Genomic DNA, 15890 nt, shown 5'->3' with positions numbered 1-15890 from the left:
GGCGCCGGCGGAGCGGACCCCCGAACCACCACTGCAAGGACTACCCCCATGGATTTCACCGCAAAGCGCGTCCTCGTCACCGCCGGCGCCAACGGCATCGGCCTGGCCATCGCCCAGAAGTTCCAGGAACTTGGCGCCGCCGTGTTCGTCACCGACATTGACGCCGACGCCGTCGAGAAGGCACGCGTGAACGGCCTCGCGGCCGCGGTCAGCGACGTCTCCGACGAGGCCCAGGTCCGTGAGCTCATGGCCACGGTGGCCGAGGAACTGGGCGGCCTGGACGTGCTGGTCAACAACGCCGGGATCGCCGGGCCCACCGGTCCGCTCGAAACACTCGACGCCGCCGCCTGGAAGGCCACCTTCGACGTCAACATCCACGGCCAGTTCTACTGCATCAAACACGCCCTTCCCCTGCTCCGGCAGGGCACCGGCGCCTCGATCGTGAACCTCTCCTCCGCGGCCGGCCGGCTCGGCATGGCCGGACGCAGCGCCTACTCGGCGTCCAAGTGGGCCGTCGTCGGCCTGACCAAGACCCTCGCGATCGAACTGGGTCCGGACCGGATCCGGGTCAACGCGATCTGCCCCGGCGCCGTCAACGGCCCCCGGATCGACGCCGTCATCGCCGCCAAGGCGCAGATGCTGGACCTCCCGGCGGAGCAGGTCTCCGAGCTTTACCACAACCAGTCCTCGCTGGGCCGGCTGATCGAGGCCGAGGACATCGCGAACATGGCCGCCTTCGCCGCGAGCGACCTGGCCCGCAACGTCAACGGCCAGGCCCTTGCCGTCGACGGCAACACCGAAAAGCTTTACTGAGCCCCGAAGGAGCAACCCCATGGCTGCTGCACGCAAAGTCATCATCACCAGCGCCGTCACCGGCGCCATCCACACGCCGTCGATGTCCCCGCACCTGCCGGTGTCGCCGGATGAGATCGCCGACGCCGCGATCGGCGCAGCCGAGGCCGGCGCCGCGATTGTGCACATGCACGCCCGCGACCCGAAGGACGGCCGGCCCTCCCAGGAGCCCGAGCACTTCGCCCCGATCCTGGACAAGCTCAAGCGCAACACCGACGCCGTCATCAACATCACCACCGGCGGCTCCCCGCACATGACCGTGGAGGAGCGGATGCAGCCGGCCGCCCTCTTCAAGCCCGAGCTTGCCTCGCTGAACATGGGGTCGATGAACTTCGGCCTCTACCCGATGCTGGACCGGTTCACGGTGTTCGGCCACGAGTGGGAGCGCGAGGGCCTTGAGAAGAGCCGGGACCTGGTCTTCAAGAACACCTTCCAGGACATCGAAACCATTCTCGGCATCGGCAACGAAAACGGCACCCGGTTCGAATTCGAGTGCTACGACATCTCCCACCTGAACAACCTGGCCCACTTCCACGCCCGCGGCCTGGCCCGCGGCCCGCTGTTCGTCCAGTCCGTCTTCGGCCTGCTCGGCGGCATCGGGGCGCACCCGGAAGACCTGATGCACATGCGCCGCACCGCGGACCGGCTGCTGGGCGACGACTACGAGTGGTCCATCCTGGGCGCCGGCAAGAACCAGATGCCGCTCGCCACGATCGGCGCGGCCATGGGCTCGCACGTCCGGGTGGGCCTGGAGGACTCGCTCTGGATCGGCCCGGGCCAGCTCGCCACCTCCAACGCCCAGCAGGTCACCCGGATCCGCACCATCCTGGAGGCGCTGAACTTCGAGATCGCCACCCCGGACGAGGCCCGCGAAATGCTGCAGCTCAAGGGCCGCGACAAGGTGGGATTCTAGGCCCGTGAGCATCCTCGTTGCCCCGGACAGCTTCAAGGGCACCTTCGCGGCCGCGCAGGTCAGCGCCCACATCGCCGCCGGGATCCGCGCTGCCGGCGCGGCCGCCGTCGAACTGCCCGTGGCCGACGGCGGCGAGGGGACCTTCGAGGTGCTGGTCCGGGGACTCGACGCCCGTCCGGTCCGGGTCCGCACCATGGGCCCCTGGGGCGACGATGTCGAAACTGTCGTTGCGCTGGCCCCGGACGGGACCGCCGTCGTCGAACTCGCGTTCGCCAGCGGACTGAACCTGCCCACAGCCGGGGACCGGGACCCCGTCCTGGCCAGCACCTACGGCACCGGGGTGATGATGGCGGAAGCCGTCCGGCTCGGGGCGCGGCGCCTGCTGGTGGCCGCCGGGGGCTCCGCCACCACCGACGGCGGGGCCGGCGCCATCGCCGCCATCGAGGAGCGCGGCGGGCTCAACGGCGCCGAGGTGGTGGTCCTCAGCGACGTGACCACCCGCTTCGGAGAAGCCGCCCGGGTCTTCGGGCCGCAGAAGGGCGCCGAACCCGCCACGGTGGAGGCCCTCACGCGGCGGCTCGAAGACCTGGCGGACGGATTTGCCCGCGCATTGGGCCGGGACCCCCGCCCGGTTGAGCGTACCGGGACCGCCGGCGGGTTCTCCGGCGGCATGTGGGCGAAGTACGGGGCCCGGCTGGTCTCCGGCGCGGACCTCGTCCTGGACCTGCTCGACTTCGACGCGCAGGCGGCAGCCAGCAGCGCGGTGGTGGTGGGCGAGGGCCGACTGGACTCCCAGACCGGCCAGGGCAAGATCATCGCCGCTATCCTGGCCCGGAGCGGCACGACGCCGGTGTACGCCGTCGTCGGTTCAGTCCATGATGACCTGGGTGACTATGCGGACAACTTCGCGGGCGTGATCGTGGCCAGCGACGCGGACGCTCTGGTGGCGGCGGGGACACGTCTCGCCCGCATCACCGGACATGCCCGTCGCTGACACGCTCGGATGGACATGCCCGTCGTTAGCGCCCGGGAATGAGCATGTCCGTCTCCGGGCCAAAGCACCCCGGGATCGGTTGGTCCGCATCTGGCCCTTGGAATGGACATATCCGTCCCTGACGCCAGCCAATGGACATATTCCCGCTATGTCCATCCTTCGCGCCCAAGAATGGACATGTCCCGTGGGCGGCAGCGCGGGGGGTTGGCATGCCCGGCGGCGGGGCTGAGGGATGGGCATGTCCGTCACAAGGAAGCGATCCGGCGGTCGGCTCCCCCAAGGAACCGACCACCGGATCGAATAACGGCTACGGGTAAAGTCTGTCATACATTTGACAAGTTTGTCACACGCCGTGCGGGCGGGGTGTCCCCCGGCCTCTGTAATCTGGGACGCATGAGTGAGACTTCAGCCCCCGGGCACGGCCCGCGCAGCGTTTTCCTGGACAAAGAACACCCCGCCGCGTGGCGTGCGCTCAACGGCTTGGGCCTGAAAGTCAAGGAATCCGCCACCGAGGCGGGCCTGGACCAGGCGCTGATCGAACTGTTGAACGTGCGCATCTCGCAGATCAACGGCTGCGCTTTCTGCCTGGACCTGCATGTTGGGGACGCCGTCACGAACGGCGAATCAGCCCAGCGCCTGGCGGTGCTCCCGGCCTGGCGCGACACGGACCTCTTCACCGAAAAGGAACGCGCCGCCCTGACCCTCGCCGAAGCGATCACCAACATCTCCGACGCCGACGCACGCGAGCACGAGGGCCGCCAGGCACGCAAGCACCTCACCGACGCCGAGTTCTCCGCGGTCAGCTGGCTCGCCATCACCATGAACGCCTTCAACCGCGTCTCGATCGTCAGCCAGCACCCGGTCCGGAAGAAGCCGCAAGACGCCTAGGACCAGGGCCCCCAATAGCCCTACGCCGGGTACACGGACACCGCGGCCGCTTTGACCACAAAGTAGGCGCGCACCCCCGGCGCCAGGCCCAGATCCGCCGACGCCGCGGGGGTCACGTCCGCGGACAGCTCCCCGGCCCGCACCCGGATCTGGTCTCCGTGCGGCTCCAGGTCGGTCACCGTCACCGGGAAGGAGTTCCGTGGACTGCCGTGCGCCTCGTCCAGGAACACGGAGACGGCCGACGGCGGAAAGGCCGCCACGCCGCCCAGCCCCGCAACCGGAGGGTCCTCGTGCCGGCCCGCCAGTTCCTGGCCCGAGGCCGTCCGGAGCCCGTCCGTGGTGACGGTCCCGGCCACGAGGTTCAGCCCGGCCAGCCCCGCGGCGAAGCGGCTCCGCGGCCGTTGAAGCACCTCCCGGGTAGGGCCTTCCTCGGTGATCCTGCCGCCCTCCAGTACGACCACCCGGTCGGCCAGCATGTACGCATCGAGCACGTCGTGCGTCACGATGATGGCGCGGCGCCCGGCCAGCACCCGCTTGAGCAGCCGCCGCAGCAGCGGGGCCGCGTGGACGTCCAGGGCGGCCATCGGCTCGTCGAGCAGCAGCAGGCCCGGGTCGGCCGCCAGCGCCCGGGCCACCGCCACCCGCTGCGCCTGGCCGCCGGAGAGTTCCGAGGGCCGCCGGCCGGCCAGGTCCGAGGCGTCGACCTCCGCCAGCCAGTGCCTGGCCGCCTCCCTCGCCTGGGTCCGAGGGACACCGGCGCTCCGGGGACCGAAGGCGACGTTTTCGAGTGCGCTCAGGTGCGGAAACAGCAGCGGCTCCTGGGCCAGCAGGGCGGTGCCGCGGCGGTGCGGCGGGATCCACGCCTGCGGACCGGGGCCCAGGTCGAAGAGGACGCGCCCGTCCAGCTCCGCCCGGCCGGCATCGGGCCGCAGCAGGCCCGCCACGGCCGACAGCAGGGTGGATTTCCCGGCGCCGTTCGGTCCGAGGACCGCCACCGTTTCCGCCGGCCCGAGCTCCAGCGCGACGTCGAAACCGCGGGTGGCGACGGCGGCGTCGAACGTGAACGTCATGCCGGCGCCTGCCCGGCCGCCGCAAGGCTGCCCGCAGTTCGGCCGCCCGCACGGCCGGCGGGCGACGCACCCCGGTAGCTGAGTCCGACGACGACGACCGCCACCACGACGAGCAGCAGGGAAAGCGCGACGGCGGCGTCGGCGTCGGTCTCCCGCTGCAGGTAGATCTCCAGCGGCAGGGTGCGGGTGACGCCTTGCAGGCTTCCCGCGAAGGTGAGGGTGGCGCCGAATTCACCGAGGCTGCGGGCGAATGAGAGCACGGCGCCGGAGGCGAGCCCGGGCAGCACCAGCGGCAGGGTGACCCGGCGCAGCACGGTGGTGGGGCGCGCGCCGAGGGTGGCGGCCACGGCCTCGTACCGGCTGCCGGCCGAGCGGAGCGCCCCTTCGAGGCTGACCACGAGGAACGGCAGCGCCACGAAGGTCTGCGCGAGCACCACCGCCGTCGTCGAGAACGCGATTTGGAGGCCGGCCACCTCAAGGCTCCGCCCCAGCAGCCCCTGCCGGCCGAAGGTGTACAGCAGCGCGATGCCGCCCACCACCGGCGGCAGCACCAGCGGCAGCAGCACGAAAGAACGCAGCAGCCGCTGGCCCCGAAATTCGCCCCGGGCCAGCACCAGCGCCAGCGGAACCCCGAGCACAACGCAGAGCACGGTGCTCGCCGCCGCCGTGCGCAGGCTCAGGCCCAGGGCGGTTAGCGAGGCCTCAGAGCTGACGAGCGGAATGAACTGGGCCCAATTGACCCGGGCCACCATGGCCGCGAGCGGCAGCAGCACAAACAGTGCCCCGGCGGCGGCGAGGCCCAGCACCCAGCGCGGGATGCCGCTGTAGCCGTGCCGCGTCACGGACGTCCGAAGCCCGCGTCGGCGAGGACCTGCTGCCCCTCGGCTCCGCTGACCAGCGCAACGAAGGCGGCGGCCAGTTCCTTGTTCTTGCTGTCCTTCAGCGCGGCGATCGGGTACTTGTTGACGGCGTAGGCGGACTCTGGGAAGTCGACCCCCTTGACCTTGTCGCCGGCGGCCTTGACGTCGGTGACGTAGACCAGCCCGGCGTCGGCCTCCCCCGAGGTGACCTTGCCGAGCACGTCCGTGACGGCGGACTCCTCGCTGACCGGCTTCAGCGCCACACCGGCCCTGGCCGCAATCGTCGCGGCCGCGGCGCCGCAGGGAACCTGGGCCGCACAGACCACCAGCTTGGTCCCGGGCCTGGCCAGGTCGGCGAACGAGCCGATGTCCGCCGGGTTGGCCGGCGGCACGGCGATGGCCAGGACGTTGCTGGCAAAGTCCCGCGGAGCACCGTCCACCAGGGCGGCGCCGGCAACTTTGGCCATGTTCTTCTGGTCCGCGGAGGCGAAGACGTCCGCGGGGGCACCCTGGCTGAGCTGGGTGGCGAGGTCGGCGGAGCCGGCGAAGCTGAGCGTGACCCTGGTCCCGGGGTGGCCGGCCTCAAACTTCTTCGCCAGGGCAGTGAAGGGCGCCTTCAGCGAGGCCGCCGCGAACACCGTCAGGTCCTTGTCCGGTGCGCCCCCGCCGGCCGGGGCGGCACAGCCGGAGGCCGCGGCTGCCAGGGCCATTGCCAGCACCACGGCGGCGCTGCGGAACCGGCTCATATCAGCGCCCTTCCGTGCGGGCTTTCGATGATCACCGTGGTGGCCTTGACGACGGCGGTGGCCACCGAGCCCAGTTCCAGGCCGAGTTGGCGGACGGCTTCGCTGCTCATCAAGGACACAACCCGGAACGGCCCGCACTGCAACTCCACCTGGGCCATCACGGTGTCCGCGGTGATGGCGGTGACGAGTCCGACGAAGCGGTTCCGGGCGGAACTTCCGGCGCGGGCGGGGTCATCCGGCAGTTTCGCCTGGTCCCGGGCGAGGGTGGCAAGTTCCAGGCCGTCGACGGCGAGCCGGCCCGCCTCATCCTTGAGCGGGGTGAGGCTGCCGTTCTCGGTCCAGCGGCGGACGGTGTCGTCGCTGACGCCGAGGAACCGGGCAGCCTCGGAAACGCGGATACGAGTCATAGGCTCACTCTAACCCGCATTTGCGTCAATACGACCGTCACAGGCGCTCATCTTCCGGAACCTTTTTGCACCGGGGGCCTGCAGACCCGGGATACCGTCCGCTGTAGCCCTGCCGGGGCATCCGCCGTAGGCTTTTGGGGTGGGGTGGAGCCGCGGTCGGCTAGGGAGCACAGCCATGAAATGGGTCAGGCCGGACAGCACGGACTATGACGACACTCGAAAACTCTTCAACGCGATGATCGACCGGCACCCGGCCGTCATTGCCCAATGCGCGGACGCCGCCGACGTGGCAGACGCCCTGGCTTACGCCCGGGACAACAGCCTCGACGTCGCGGTCCGGGCGGGCGGCCATTCCGTGGCCGGCATGTCCACCAACGACGACGGTCTGGTGGTGGACGTCCGTCCGATGAAGTCCATCACGGTGGACCCGGAGAACCGGACCGTGGCGGTGGGCGCCGGCGTCACCTGGGGCGAGTTCGACCGCGCCACCCAGCAACACGGCCTCGCCACCACCGGCGGCCGGGCGTCCACCACCGGGGTGGCCGGATTCACCCTCGGCGGCGGCTCGGGCTGGCTGGAACGCTCGTTCGGCTTCGCCTGCGACAACCTGCTCTCGGTGGACCTCGTGACGGCGGCCGGCGAGCGCGTCACCGCGAGCGCCCAGGAGAACCCGGAACTGTTCTGGGCGCTGCACGGCGGCGGCGGAAACTTCGGCGTCGCCACCGGCTTCACCTTCCGGCTGCACGAACTCGGGCCCACTGTGCAGGCCGGCCTGATGCTCTGGCCCGGCGCCGCGTCCGCGGACCTCGCCCGGGCCTACCGAGAGCTCTCGCTGGCGGCGCCGGACGCCGTCGGCAGTGCGCTCGTGTACCTGACGGCACCGCCGGAACCCTTTGTCCCGGAGGACATGGTGGGCAAGCAGGCCGTGGGACTGGCCTACCTCTACGCGGGCGACCCCGCCGATGGGGCGGAAAACGCAGTCCCGTTCCGTGAGCTGGGCCCGGCCGTGGACCTCGTCGGGGAGATGGCCTACGCCGACTTCCAGTCGATGATCGACGACCCGCCCAACCTCTACAACTACTGGAGCGCGGACTACCACGACGAACTGCCAGACGACGCCTTGGACGTGATCGTGGACTCCGCGCGGCACCTTCCGGGGGCGCACTCCCAGCAGTTGGTGGCCCGCTGGGGCGGCGCCGTCGCGGGACCGGCGGCGGCCCAGACCCCGCTGCAGAACCGCGGCGCCAAGTGGGTCACGCACCCCTTCGGCATTGAGGAGACGCCGGAGGGCGGCCAGGAGGCCAAGGCCTGGGTGAAGAAGTTCCGCCAGGACATTGCCCCCTACGCCAACGGCGGCGTGTGGCTGAACTTCGTCGGGGACGAGGGCGCGGACCGCGTCCGGGCGGCCTTTGGCGCGGACAACTACGCCCGGCTGGCGCGGGTAAAGCGCGAGTTCGATCCGGGCAACGTCTTCCGCGGCAACCAGAACATCCAGCCGGCCGCCTCGTAGACTGCCTGCATGGCCGTCTACCTTGATCCGCCGCTGTGGCCCGCCCACGGAACCCGCTTCTCGCACCTCATCTCGGACAGCTCGCTCGAGGAACTGCATGCCTTCGCCCGGGCCGCCGGCATCCCGGAGCGGGCGTTCGACGGCGACCATTACGACGTCGCCGAAGCCCGCTACGGCGCCCTAGTGGCCGCCGGAGCCGTTCCGGTTGAGGGCAGGGTCCTGGTCCGCAAGCTGATCGCGAGCGGCCTGCGGATTCCGGCGAGGCGGCGCAACGGGTCCCTGAAGCTGCCGCTGCTGACCCGCTGGAACGAGGTCCTCCCCGGCCACGACGCGCTCTTCCTGGACCTGCTGGACCGCTGGGGCGAGGAGCACCGGAAGTACCACGGCCGCACCCACCTGCTCGCCGTGCTGGAGGCCCTCGACCTGCTGGCGGCGCCGGCGCGGCCGGACCGCACGGTGCTGCTCGCGGCCTGGTTCCACGACGCGATTTACCGCGGCATCGCCGGCGAGGACGAGGAAGAGTCGGCCCGGCTCGCCGAGCAGCGGCTGGCGCACGACGGGCTGCCCGCGGACAAGGTGGACGAGGTCGCGCGGCTGGTCAGGATGACAGCGAACCACCGGCCGGACCCCGACGACGGAGCCGCCGCACTGCTCAGCGACGCCGACCTCTCCGTTCTGGCCGGCGAGCCGGCGGCCTACGCACGCTACCTCGCCGCCGTCCGCGAAGACTTCGCGCACATCGGCGACGCCGATTTCGCTGCCGGACGCGCCGCCGTCGTGCGCCGGTTGCTGGACCTGGACCCGCTCTTCCACACCGCACGCGGCCGGGAACTGTGGCAGGACGCGGCGCGGCGGAACCTGCAGGGCGAACTTAGCTGAGAAACCCCTTGCAGCCATGACACTAGATTGCTAGCATCCTAGCCATGACAGAGAAAGTGCAGTTCAACGTCTATCTGCCGGCACCGCTGGTGAAGCGGGTCAAGCACGCCGCAATCGAGGAGGGGCTCTCATTGTCCGCCTTCGTGGAAGAGGCCCTGGCCCGGACCCTGGACACAACGAAAGGCCACAGCGAATGAGAATCACCCCGATCCGCTTCGTCCGTGACGTCGAGGCCTCCCGCGCCTTCTACGCGGTGCTGGGCCTTGCCGAACGGACCGAGGCGACCAGCGGCACCTGGGCCGACCTTAACGCGGTCGGCGGCTCGCTGGGGCTGCACATCGCCCGGCACCCCGGCACACACGACGACGCCGGCGCGGTGGCCCTGCAGTTCATCAGCGATGAGAAGCTTGAGCCGCTGGCGGAGCGGCTGGCCGCGGCCGGCTACGAGGCCTCGCCCGTCATGGATGAAACCTTCGGGCGGTACTTCACCGTCCTGGACCCCGACGGCTACCGCATCCAGGTCAATGAGGCCGATGAGGACCTGCAGAACCTCAGCTACGAAATCCGTGAGTCCGCGGCCCTGAAACCGTAGCCACAACCGCAACGCGGGGTCACGTAGCGCCCATAAATCCTCTCGGGATGGGCGCTAGGTGACCCCGCGTTGCCTGGCTTTCCTATGCGCCGCGGCGGAGGTGTTCGGCGAGGCGGTCGAACGACTCCCGCCAGCCGGAGCCGTTGCTGTCGCGGTTCTCCGCCGTGTCAAAGGGCCCCTGGGTGAAGGTCATCCGGGTGCCGCCGTCGATCTCCTCCAGCCGGAACGTCACCTCGGTCTCGAAGCCCCTGGTCCCGTCCGGCTTGTCCCAGGCATGGGTGAATACAAACAGACTGGGCGGCTCGATGTCCGTGTGGACCCCGCTCCACCAGTACTCCTGCCCGGTGGCGTCCTGGACCATGCAGGCCCGGTACAGGCCGCCGACCTCCAGGTCGGCGTCAATGCTTTCCCGCGGGGCATGGAACCCCCGCGGACCCCACCACGCCGGGGCCTGGTCCGGATCGGTCAGTGCGGACCAGACCGCCGTGATTGGGACCTGGAACTCGCGGGTGATGACCAGCATCAGCTCATCATCGCTGGGCGCCGCTTCCGGAAACGTTGACTCTGGCATTGCACTCTCCCTCGGGTGCCGGGTGGTCCGCCCGGACAGGCCCTAGCGGTAGCCGGTCACAAAGGGCCGATCGGTGGGAACGATCTGCTTGCCCAGCGGCATCAGGGATACCGGGATGAGCTTGAGGTTCGCGATGGCCAGCGGGATGCCGATGATGGTGATCGCCATGGCGAAGGCCGTGACCACATGCCCGATCGCGATCCAGATGCCGGCCACCAGCAGCCAGATGACATTTCCGAGCAGGGTAAAGACGCCGTTCCCGCCCGGCCTGTCCACCACCATGCGGCCGAACGGCCACAGGGTGTAGGACGCGATCCGGAACGAGGCCAGCCCCCACGGGATGGTGATGATCAGCAGGCAGCAGATGATGCCGGCCAGGAAGTATCCCAGCGCCAGCCAGAGGCCGCCGAAAACCAGCCAGATGATGTTGAGCAGTGTCTTCATGGCACCATTGTCTCCCGCCGGCCGCGGATCCGGATCAGGGGTTAGCCCTGAGCGGCCCCTGAATCAGGCCTGCTTGACCATGGCCGCTTCGACGTTGATCTTGACCTTGTCGCTGACCAATAGGCCGCCGGCCTCGAGGGCGGCGTTCCAGGTCAGGCCGAATTCCTTGCGGCTGATGTCCGTCTCGGCGCTGAAACCGGCCCGGGTGGCGCCGAACGGATCCACCGCGATGCCGGTGAACTCGACTTCGAGGTCCACGGGCTTGGTCACGCCGCGGATGGTGAGGTCGCCGGTGAGCACGTAGTCCTCGCCGTCGCCCCTGATGGAGGTTGCGCGGAAGGTCATCTCGGGGAAGTTCTCGACGTCGAAAAAGTCGGGTCCGCGCACATGGCCGTCGCGGTTGGCGTCGCCGGAGTCGAAGCTGGCGGTCTTGATCGTGGCGTGCAGGCTGGCGTCGGCAAGCGAATCCCGCACACGCGCTTCCGCCGAGGCTTCGTTGAAGCGGCCGCGGACCTTGCTGATTCCGGCATGGCGGACGCTGAATCCAATCTCGCTGTGGGACATGTCCAAGGTCCAGACGCCGGGGGTCAATCCTTCGGGCAGGGTCATCGCCATTTCTCCTTCGCATCGGTGGCGGGCGTGCCCGCCGGGAATCGGAAGTCCCAAGAAGCATGCTAGCGAGGAAGCCCGGGCGGCGATAGGTGCCGCGGCCGCCGGCCCCGCGCCCACGACGGCCGCGGCCAACCGGCCAAAGACCTCTGGCCTTGGCCGAGCTGCCGGGCTTACCCTAGGCCTAGCAGCCGCCGAATTGTCCGTCGCCGAATCGTCCGTCGCTGCCCGGCCGCGCCGGCCGGGCTCAGACTCTTGATGTGAGGAATCGTGGCCCGATCATCCCGCGCACCGAACAGGATCGGCCTTGCGGCGGGCCTGCTGACGGCGGCCCTGATGCTGTCAGCGTGCACCCCGGAGACCCCGCAGCCTCCGCCGTCCAGCTCTGCGGGCCAGCCGACGTCGGCGGCCCCGCCGGAGCCCTCGCCCCCGCCCATCGAGGGCTCCTCCGTTCATTTCACCGCCCAGGGGGACACCGGCGTCGGAAACGGCGCCCGGAAGGTGCTGGACGTGATTGCGCAGCTCAAACCGCAACTGAACCTGGGCCTTGGTGATTACACCTACATGGCGGGGATCGAGCAGCAGTTCTGCGACCTCGTGACCGGCAAGCTTGGCGCCGGCTTCCCGTACGAGGTCGTCACCGGCAACCATGAGAGCGACGGCCACGAGGGGGACATCGCCAATATCGTCAAGTGCCTGCCCAACAGGCTGCCCGGGCTGCAGGGCGAGTACGGCACCCAGTGGTACGTGGATGTCCCGCAACAGGACCCGGTGGTGCGGATCGTGATGGTCTCGCCCGGCATCGACTTCCGGGGCGGGAACCCGCTGGACTACTCCCGGGGCAGCGAGCGCTGGCGGTGGACCGCGGAGGCACTGAACGGGGCCAAGTCCCGCAATATCCCGTGGACCGTGGTGGGGATGCACGCCCCGTGCTTCAGCCTGGGCAATTACGGCTGCCAGCCCGGTGAGGAATTTACCAACATGCTGATCGAGAAGAAGGTGGACCTGGTCCTCGCCGGCCACGACCATGTCTACCAGCGAACGCACCAACTGGGCCTCTCCGGCGGCTGCCCGGGCCTGGTCCCGGCGTCGTTCTCGACCCAGTGCCTGGCCGACACCGATGACACGATGGTCCAGGGCGCCGGGACGGTCTTCGTGGGCGTCGGCATTGGCGGGATCGGCCATTACAACGTCCACGACGACGATCCGGAAGTTGGCTATTTCGCCAGCTGGTCAGGCAAGAACCGCAACGCCACCCTGGGCACGCTGGATGTGAGGGCGGACCGGGATTCCCTCACCGCGAAGCTGGTGCCGGCGGAAGGCTACAGCCACACCGACGCCTTTGAGATCCGCAGGAAGTAGTCCGCTAGAGGCGTGACCAGACGGCGATCCAGTCAAGCTGGACGTGCCCCTGGGTCTGCGGCGCCGGGCACGCCGGCAGGCAGGCCTCGGTCTGCAGGATGTAGTGCATGGGTGTGCTCGGGACAAGGGTGGTGCTGGCCCCCAGGGAGCGTCCGTCGAGCAGGAACTCCACCCGCCCCGGGCTCCATTCGGTGGTGGCGATGTGCCAGGACGTGAACGTCGACGTCGAGTCGAACTTGTCGAACCCGTCCTGCGGTGCGGCATAGTGCGCCGCGCCGTAGATGATGTCACGCAGCTGTCCTTCGGGAAAATCGATCTCGCCGTCCCGCGGCCAGACCCCGCTGTCCGGCCAGAAGAGCCAGGCCGTTTTGTACCCTGCCAGCGAATCGGCCCTGAACCGGACCGAAACCCGGCCGTAGAGCAGGCTGTTCGCCCGCGGCGGCGCGGTGCTGGCGTTCGGAATCCTGGGCGTCGGGGCGGCCCCCATGAACACCCCGTTCTCCGAGTGCATGAACCAGTCGAGGACGCCGTTGCTCACGCTGAGCACCCTGCTCGGGTAGTAGCCGGATTTGCCGCCATTGGCCTGGCCCGCGGTATCCGGCGTCCCGTCTTTGTAGCCGGCACTCCAGCGCCCCTGGTAGGCGGGCCCCGGAAAGGCGCCGAGCGGGACATCCCCCTGGGTGAAGTCCTCGGTGAAGACCTGTTTCCAGCCCGGCAGATCCCCCACCGGCAGGCTCTGCATCGCCGCCAGTTCCAGGTCGGACAGTACGGCTGGCGGCGGGGCCGGCTTGGTGCGCGCTGGCGGCGGGGCCGGCTTGGCGGGAGCGGCGGGCGGCGCCGACTCGGCGGCAGGCGCGGTCGCAGGCGGCGGCGTCGACGGGGCAGCCTGTGCGGGCGGCGGCGTCGACCGGGCAGGATTCGGCGTGCCCCCGCTGGAGCAGCCGGCGAGCAACAGGACGACGGCGGGCACGAGCAGGCGCCTGAAACCGGGCTTCCGGCCCCTGGCCTGTCGGGTAGCGCCGCCTTCACCGGGTATCCGCATGGCGCCAGTCTGGCACCGACGGCGGCGCCAATCAACGGTTCCGCAGACCCCGCGGATTTAGCTTGAAAGTTCAAGTTAACCCAAGGTTTTTACAAGTTCCTGAGTCGACTATGGAAAGGGGGAAATCATGGAAGTTGCCGCAACGGGCAGTACGCACGTAGGTCTACATCCTGGTTCCTGACAACCGGGAATGACTGCAGTTGGGGCGAAAGCTAACAACGTCATTGAGTGGTGAGGCTAATGTCCATCCCAAATCTTGCTTCAAAATCGCGCCCTCAGACGACGCCGCCCATGATTCCAGCTTCCGTCAGCGTGGTCATCCCCACCCTAAACGAGGCCATGAACCTGCCCTGGGTCCTTCGCCGCATGCCTTCCTACGTGGACGAGGTTGTCATCGTCGACGGGCGCTCCCTCGACAGCACAGTCGAGGTGGCCAAGGCCCTGCGCCTGGACATCGTGGTGGTGGACGAGCACCGGGCAGGCAAAGGTGCCGCCGTCCGCGCAGGTTTTGCCGCCGCCTCGGGCGACATCATCGTCATGCTGGACGGGGACGGCAGCATGGACCCCCAGGAAATCGGCTGGCTGGTCGCCCCGCTGCAGCACGAATACGACTTCGTCAAGGGATCCCGCTACGTGACCGGCGGCGGCTCCGACGACATCACCCTGCTGCGGACCACCGGCAACCGGCTGCTCACCGCGCTGGCCAATCTCGTCCTGGGCAGCGACTTCTCCGACCTCTGCTACGGCTACATCGCCCTGCGCCGGGAATGCGTCGAGGTGCTGGAACTCCAGTCGGACGGATTCGAAATCGAAACAGAGCTGATTGTGCGCGCCTCCCGGGCCGGGCTGCGGATCGCCGAGGTGCCCAGCCGCGAACTGGCCCGGATCTCCGGGAACTCAAACCTCCACACCTTCCGGGACGGGTGGCGCGTGCTGCGCACCCTGGCCCGGGAACGCCTCAGCTGGGAGGCCCCGACCGCCGGCGCCCGGCCCGAGGCCCTGCGCCGGGTCAAATACAAGTATCCGAACAAGGCGTTCCCGCACATTCCCACAGATCCGCGGAGCGTGCTCGGCGTAGCGGTAGGGGAATAGGATGTCCCAGATCCCGGGATTGCCGAGCGTGTCCGTCGTCATTTGCTCCTACGCGGAAGAGCGCTGGGACCTCCTCATCGGCGCCATCGATTCGCTACGGCCCCAGACGCACAGCCCGCAGCAGACGATCGTCGTCGTCGACTACAACGTGGAGCTGTACAAGCGGCTCATCTTCAGCGTTCCCGACGTCGTGATCGTGGAGAATACCGGGCCCAAGGGCCTCTCCGGTGCCCGGAACACCGGCGCCGGGGTCGCCAATGCCGAGATCGTCGCCTTCCTGGACGACGACGCCGAGGCCGACCCGGACTGGCTCGAGCGGCTCGCCGCCATGTACGACGACGATGATGTGCTGGCAGTCGGCGGCAGCGTCCAGCCGGCCTGGGATGCCGGCCGGCCTCGCTACTTCGCCGAGGAACTCGACTGGATTGTCGGCTGCACCTATCACGGCCTGCCCAAAGTCGCGGCCGAAGTGCGCAACGTGATCGGCGCGAACATGTCCTTCCGGGCCGACGTGCTGAAGCGTGTCGGGGGCTTCAACCCGGAGCTTGGCCGTCAGGACGCGCAGCCCCTCGGCTGCGAAGAAACGGAGCTGTGCATCCGGGCTGTGATCGGCGCCCCGGGTTCGCGGGTGGTGTACGAACCGGCCGCCGTGGTGCACCACCACGTCCCAAGGGAGCGCGGCACGCTGAAGTACATGCTGGCGCGGTCCTGGTCGGAGGGCATTTCGAAGGCCCGGGTCAGCCGGCTCGTTGGGCACAAGCGGGCGCTCGGCCCCGAACGGCGCTATGTCCGCCAGGTCCTGCCGCGCGCCGTGTTTGCCGGAATCCGTGACGCGGTGCGCGGGAATGACCTCGCCGGCCTCGGCCGCTCTGCCGCCGTGATGGCTGTGCTCGCCACGACCGCCCTGGGGTATGTCCGTGGGCGCCGGCTGCCTCCGGCCCCCGCCCAGCAGGAAACACGCCAGCCAGCACCCGACGATCTGTGGAGGGAAGTTCAGTGAAAGCGATCTCAGTAGGCGGGCCCGGCGACTGCGTCAGCGGCCGCGGTCGTGGTTCCGGG

19 protein-coding genes are annotated in these 15890 nt (G+C 69.4%); 11 read left to right on the top strand and 8 right to left on the bottom strand.

The window, feature by feature from the left end:
- The first annotated feature begins 48 nt into the window (after nt 1–48).
- The 4 genes from AC6I9V_RS10020 (at nt 49) to AC6I9V_RS10005 (ending at nt 3647) form a co-directional block, all read left to right on the top strand.
- Complete coding sequence (locus AC6I9V_RS10020; RefSeq protein ID WP_497899306.1) at nt 49–813, top strand: SDR family oxidoreductase; 765 nt, start codon at nt 49–51, stop codon at nt 811–813.
- Nucleotides 814–832: 19 nt separating this feature from the next.
- Complete coding sequence (gene kce / locus AC6I9V_RS10015) at nt 833–1765, top strand: 3,5-dioxohexanoate:acetyl-CoA acetone transferase (protein ID WP_497899305.1); 933 nt, start codon at nt 833–835, stop codon at nt 1763–1765.
- A 4-nt stretch (nt 1766–1769) separates the two neighbouring features.
- The gene (locus AC6I9V_RS10010) at nt 1770–2759 is read left to right on the top strand and encodes a glycerate kinase (protein ID WP_497899303.1); all 990 of its coding nucleotides are present in this window, start codon (nt 1770–1772) and stop codon (nt 2757–2759) included.
- Nucleotides 2760–3152: 393 nt separating this feature from the next.
- On the top strand, nt 3153–3647 hold the full coding sequence (locus AC6I9V_RS10005) for a carboxymuconolactone decarboxylase family protein (protein WP_497899302.1): 495 nt from the start codon (nt 3153–3155) through the stop codon (nt 3645–3647).
- Nucleotides 3648–3667: 20 nt separating this feature from the next.
- Here AC6I9V_RS10005 and AC6I9V_RS10000 read toward each other — a convergent pair whose 3' ends face one another.
- The 4 genes from AC6I9V_RS10000 to AC6I9V_RS09985 are packed head-to-tail and all read right to left on the bottom strand — an operon-like array spanning nt 3668 to nt 6730.
- Nucleotides 3668–4717: a sulfate/molybdate ABC transporter ATP-binding protein gene (locus AC6I9V_RS10000; protein ID WP_497899301.1), complete on the bottom strand. Its 1050-nt coding sequence runs from the start codon at nt 4715–4717 to the stop codon at nt 3668–3670.
- The gene (locus AC6I9V_RS09995; RefSeq protein WP_497899300.1) at nt 4714–5559 is read right to left on the bottom strand and encodes an ABC transporter permease; all 846 of its coding nucleotides are present in this window, start codon (nt 5557–5559) and stop codon (nt 4714–4716) included. The genes AC6I9V_RS10000 and AC6I9V_RS09995 overlap by 4 nt, the downstream gene beginning before the upstream one ends.
- The gene (gene modA / locus AC6I9V_RS09990) at nt 5556–6323 is read right to left on the bottom strand and encodes a molybdate ABC transporter substrate-binding protein (RefSeq protein WP_497899299.1); all 768 of its coding nucleotides are present in this window, start codon (nt 6321–6323) and stop codon (nt 5556–5558) included. The genes AC6I9V_RS09995 and modA overlap by 4 nt, the downstream gene beginning before the upstream one ends.
- Entirely contained in the window at nt 6320–6730 is a 411-nt protein-coding gene (locus AC6I9V_RS09985; protein WP_497899298.1) for a TOBE domain-containing protein, read from the bottom strand. Before AC6I9V_RS09985 ends, modA begins: the two co-directional genes overlap by 4 nt.
- A gap of 175 nt (nt 6731–6905) precedes the next feature.
- Here AC6I9V_RS09985 and AC6I9V_RS09980 point away from each other — a divergent pair, with 175 nt between their 5' ends.
- Genes AC6I9V_RS09980 through AC6I9V_RS09965 form a run of 4 tightly spaced genes read left to right on the top strand, consistent with a single transcriptional unit; the run spans nt 6906 to nt 9711 of the window.
- A complete protein-coding gene (locus tag AC6I9V_RS09980) occupies nt 6906–8240 on the top strand; it encodes an FAD-binding oxidoreductase (protein ID WP_497899297.1) in 1335 nt (444 codons plus the stop codon).
- A 9-nt stretch (nt 8241–8249) separates the two neighbouring features.
- Nucleotides 8250–9119, top strand: a complete 870-nt coding sequence (locus AC6I9V_RS09975) for a DUF4031 domain-containing protein (protein WP_497899296.1) — start codon at nt 8250–8252, stop codon at nt 9117–9119.
- A 44-nt stretch (nt 9120–9163) separates the two neighbouring features.
- Nucleotides 9164–9316, top strand: a complete 153-nt coding sequence (locus AC6I9V_RS09970) for a ribbon-helix-helix domain-containing protein (RefSeq protein WP_497899295.1) — start codon at nt 9164–9166, stop codon at nt 9314–9316.
- Entirely contained in the window at nt 9313–9711 is a 399-nt protein-coding gene (locus AC6I9V_RS09965) for a VOC family protein (RefSeq protein ID WP_497899294.1), read from the top strand. Before AC6I9V_RS09970 ends, AC6I9V_RS09965 begins: the two co-directional genes overlap by 4 nt.
- 82 nt (nt 9712–9793) lie before the next feature.
- Here the strand turns inward: AC6I9V_RS09965 and AC6I9V_RS09960 are convergent, their stop codons facing one another.
- The 3 genes from AC6I9V_RS09960 to AC6I9V_RS09950 all read right to left on the bottom strand — a co-directional run bounded on the left by AC6I9V_RS09960 (nt 9794) and on the right by AC6I9V_RS09950 (nt 11335).
- Nucleotides 9794–10282, bottom strand: a complete 489-nt coding sequence (locus AC6I9V_RS09960) for an SRPBCC family protein (protein WP_497899293.1) — start codon at nt 10280–10282, stop codon at nt 9794–9796.
- 42 nt (nt 10283–10324) lie between these two features.
- On the bottom strand, nt 10325–10726 hold the full coding sequence (locus tag AC6I9V_RS09955; protein ID WP_349413418.1) for a YccF domain-containing protein: 402 nt from the start codon (nt 10724–10726) through the stop codon (nt 10325–10327).
- Nucleotides 10727–10789: 63 nt separating this feature from the next.
- The gene (locus tag AC6I9V_RS09950; protein WP_349413419.1) at nt 10790–11335 is read right to left on the bottom strand and encodes a YceI family protein; all 546 of its coding nucleotides are present in this window, start codon (nt 11333–11335) and stop codon (nt 10790–10792) included.
- A gap of 270 nt (nt 11336–11605) precedes the next feature.
- Between AC6I9V_RS09950 and AC6I9V_RS09945 the strand changes: the two genes are divergently transcribed.
- On the top strand, nt 11606–12697 hold the full coding sequence (locus AC6I9V_RS09945) for a metallophosphoesterase (RefSeq protein WP_497899292.1): 1092 nt from the start codon (nt 11606–11608) through the stop codon (nt 12695–12697).
- A gap of 4 nt (nt 12698–12701) precedes the next feature.
- Here AC6I9V_RS09945 and AC6I9V_RS09940 read toward each other — a convergent pair whose 3' ends face one another.
- A complete protein-coding gene (locus tag AC6I9V_RS09940; protein WP_497899291.1) occupies nt 12702–13739 on the bottom strand; it encodes a glycoside hydrolase family 16 protein in 1038 nt (345 codons plus the stop codon).
- A 291-nt stretch (nt 13740–14030) separates the two neighbouring features.
- Here AC6I9V_RS09940 and AC6I9V_RS09935 point away from each other — a divergent pair, with 291 nt between their 5' ends.
- Complete coding sequence (locus AC6I9V_RS09935) at nt 14031–14831, top strand: glycosyltransferase family 2 protein (protein ID WP_349413422.1); 801 nt, start codon at nt 14031–14033, stop codon at nt 14829–14831.
- 1 nt (nt 14832) lies between these two features.
- Nucleotides 14833–15831: a glycosyltransferase family 2 protein gene (locus tag AC6I9V_RS09930; protein WP_497899290.1), complete on the top strand. Its 999-nt coding sequence runs from the start codon at nt 14833–14835 to the stop codon at nt 15829–15831.
- Nucleotides 15832–15890 lie beyond the last annotated feature (59 nt).

The sequence above is a fragment of the Arthrobacter sp. SlRoot2-15 genome, from assembly GCF_059739345.1.
The sequence above is the reverse complement of the archived record's forward strand: the minus strand, read 5'-3'. Positions and strand labels throughout refer to the sequence as shown.